We start from the raw sequence: 3,859 nt of genomic DNA, 5'->3' as shown, positions 1-3,859 counted from the left end.
ATTCATATAAACATAATCAATCTCATTTCCATTTTGTTTTATCCATTGATTAATATTTTTGTTATTATAAGGTTGGTACAAGACCTCTATACTGTTATTTTCTAGTTCGGTAGTATATGGTTCATGTTTATAATAATTATCTCCGATAAATTTTACATTAAGCCCCATTTCAACAAAGAGTTTTAAATAATGAAACGTAGTTCTACTACCCGCATCCTTATCATAATGGGGTACATAATGATCTATAACCAGAATTGTTTTCTTATTTTTACTTCTATCTCTTGCTTTAAATACACATTCACCATTTTTAAAATGATTTTTTGTTAATTCTTCAGACCATTTTTCAATAAACTTCGACTTATTTAACTCTTGGAATCTTTTCACACCTTCACTTACATCTACACCATGTGATATCCCTTCGAAATGTACGACAACTGATTTTGGCTGTAGCATAACTTTATATCCATGCTTTCTTACTTCAAAAGCTAAATCAGAGTCTTCAAAATATGCTGGTACATATCTTTCGTCAAACCCACCAATAGTATCCCATAAATTTTTTCTAATCATGATTGCTGCACCAGAAATATAATCTACTTCCTTTACATAGTTATACTCTGGTTTTGTTGGGTCATCTAATCTTCCATAGTTCCAACCACTTGCATCATTCCAAATGATCCCACCAGCTTCTTGTAGTCTTCCATCTGGATATACTAATTTTGAACCTACCATACCAATTTCTTTATCACTTTCAATTAGCTCAAGAAGTGAATCTAACCATCCTTCTTGAACTTGTGTATCATTATTTAAAAAGAATATATATTCTCCTTTAACATATTTAGCCGCATTGTTACAATTTAATAGAAAACCACGATTTTCTCCGTCTCTAATCGTTTTAACGTTTTCCACATATTCCGAAATTTGTATCGTTTCATCATTGGACATATCATCAGCAATAATTACTTCGTAAGGAACGTTATGAGTTTGCGTATAAATTGATTTTAGACATGCATAAGTATAATTCCATTGGTTATATACTGGTATTATGATGGAAACTTTAGGATTTTTAAATTTTTCAAAGACAATTTTTTCATAGCTTGAGGGAGTTTCGATAGATAAACTAAAATTTGGCGAAACATTTGTTTGTCTTTCAATATAATTATCTACACGATTTTCTAACATGGATAGATTTTGGTTTTTATAATAATAAAAGAATTTTTTAACATTCTCTTTGTTAAGCATTTTGAAGTTTCGTTCAAAAACAATTTTCTTAAATATTTTTAAGAAAAATCTCAATTTACCATCTGAAGGTAAAATTTTGTCTCTAACTCTATAATATTTTAAAAGTAGCTTCCAACCATCTGAATCATAAATGTTATTTAAAAGTCTTTCCTTTTCCTTTAATGATTCATTCTCCATTTTGAGATTACCTATTTCTTGTCTTAAAACTTCCTTAGTATCTTTAATAATTTTATTTTCCTGAAATAATTCAGTATACATCTCTTGATTTTGTTTTAATTCCTCTACTAATAAAGAATTATTATCATTTTTCTCTTCAATTGATTGATTAAGTAAAGCAATCTGGCCATAATATTCTTCAATTTTTTTATCTAAAGTCTTTAAATGCCTATTGCGTTCCTCTACTTCATTTTGAAGTTCAAATATTCTTTCCATTTTCTTATTAAAGATACCATCTTCAATAATTGCCGAGCTAATATCAATATCTAGATTTTCTACTTCTGAGCAAATTGCCACTATATATTTACTCATTTCAGCTACTTCTATTTTTGTATCTAGATTATTAAAAAATTGACTATTATTTTTGCTTAATAAAAATGTACTTTCTCTTAATTGATAAAAGAATTCAACATTTTTAAAGCTTGATTTCAGAAATGTATAAAACTCTTCCATATAAAATTCTTTTATATGGAATGGATTTGAATAATTCCTATAGTCACTATACACTTTTTTATTTGGGGTAGAGATAATTAATAATCCATCCTTTTTTAGTACCCTTTTAATTTCCTTTAAAAATTTACTTTGAAGGTTTTCATCAACATGCTCAATCGTTTCAAATGACACAATGATATCGAAAAAGTCATCTTCAAATGGTAACTCTTCAATACTTCCTACTATAAAATCTAGATTAGATTTTATATATGTTTTTTTAGCATGTGTAATAGACTTTTCATCAATATCCATTCCATATACTTGACGTGCTTGAGTGGATAAAATCTCAGAACCATATCCTTCTCCACACGCTGCATCTAATACCACTTTATTCTTTAATAAAGGAATTACTGATTGATATCTTTGAAGATGTTCAATTTTTATTTCATCGTCAATATCTTCAACAGTTGGAATAAATCGCTCTCCAGTAAAAATCATTTTTTTGCTCCTTGTACTTATTTTGCGTCAAAAGATACATTATCTAGGACCATAAACCCTTCTAAATCATATTCTTGCTGGTCATCAATTTTAATAATTAATGCGTCGTGTATCCAACAATGCTGAGTATGCTCAACTTGATTTCCAGATGCCACAGCAGGAGAAACTGTATAAGTTCCTCTTTTTAGGGACGGTACAATAAATTCAAAATTATACCTATAAACCTTATTTATCTGAGTATTTCTCATTTTTTGTTTTAAAATAAATGTGTTAGTTTGTGTTACGATATTTCCAATTCTATCTTTTATGGTGAATCCAATTATCGGACTATCTATTACTTCTTGATAACTAACTTGAATAGATATCATTATTTTATTCCCAGTTTTAGTTTGATAGATTTTCATTTGTTTTTCATTAAACATACTTATACCTTTAATTTTAGCTTTATTATCGCCAAAAACTTGAACACTGCTATCTATTGGATCAATTTCTAAATCTAACGCTTCATCTTCCGCCTCAATGAATTCAGTGTAATCATTCAAGGTACTTCCTGCCATAAAAGCTTGGTATTTTTTCGAAATATCCTCAGGATCCCCATCAGCAATTAAATGTCCTTCATTTATCCATATCAACCGGTCACAAAATTTACTTAACTGTAGTAAATCATGTGATACAAATAAAATTGTCTTTTCTTTTTTTAACTCTTCTATTTTTCTTAGACATTTTTGTTGAAATCTAATATCACCAACACTTAAAGCCTCATCTATAATTAATACTTCTGGGTCTACACTAATCGCAACAGAAAATGCCAATCTAACATACATACCACTTGAGTAATTTTTTACAGGCTGGTGAATAAATTCCCCAATATCCGCAAATTCAACTATCTCGGGTACTTTCTTTTCCATTTGCTCTCGACTATAGCCCATGATCGTACCACTCAAAAAAATATTTTGCATTCCTGTATATTCGGGGTTAAAGCCAGCACCAAGTTCTAAGATTGCAGAAATATGACCTTCTACTTTTATCTCCCCAGATGTCGGATTCAAAACCCCCGTAATTATCTTCAATAATGTGGATTTCCCAGACCCATTTTTTCCAATTATCCCTACAGATTCGCCCTTTTTTATTTCAAAGTTAATATCATTTAATGCATGAAACTCTTTTGAGTACTTTGTTGTTTTTGAAAGACTGAAGGAATCTTTCAAACGATCTATAGGGCTATCATACAATTTATATTTTTTTGAAATAGCTCTTGCTACAATAGCTAAATTATTCATATTTATTATCTCCTATAGTACATCTGCAAAATGCGATCTTAACTTTTTATAAACAAAGTAACCTATTATAAAAATAAATATTGTAACTCCCCAAAAATAAATTGTTAACAACGGTCTTTCCCAAAACCAATGATTATAAATGAAAGCAGATCTATATCCATCAGTAATATAATAGATTGGGTTAAGTTTTATTA

Annotated in this window: 2 protein-coding genes and 1 pseudogene; all 3 read right to left on the bottom strand. The window is 29.1% G+C overall.

Annotation, left to right across the window (positions count from 1 at the left end; genetic code table 11):
* Positions 1-2,385: glycosyltransferase (locus PVA17_RS24450; protein WP_274069290.1), on the bottom strand; the 2,385-nt coding region annotated here is incomplete at its 3' end.
* 17 nt (positions 2,386-2,402) lie between these two features.
* Positions 2,403-3,665: an ABC transporter ATP-binding protein gene (locus tag PVA17_RS24445; protein WP_274069289.1), complete on the bottom strand. Its 1,263-nt coding sequence runs from the start codon at positions 3,663-3,665 to the stop codon at positions 2,403-2,405.
* A gap of 12 nt (positions 3,666-3,677) precedes the next feature.
* Positions 3,678-3,859: pseudogene (locus PVA17_RS24440) on the bottom strand (ABC transporter permease); the annotation flags it as partial.

Source organism: Lysinibacillus sp. CNPSo 3705, assembly GCF_028674935.1.
Lineage (GTDB): Bacteria > Bacillota > Bacilli > Bacillales_A > Planococcaceae > Lysinibacillus.
This window is presented reverse-complemented; position numbering and strand designations above follow the sequence as displayed.

Excerpts from the sequence above, each read along its gene's own strand:
- PVA17_RS24445 (WP_274069289.1), bottom strand. The coding sequence starts at position 3,665 with ATGAATAATTTAGCTATTGTAGCAAGAGCTATTTCAAAAAAATATAAA.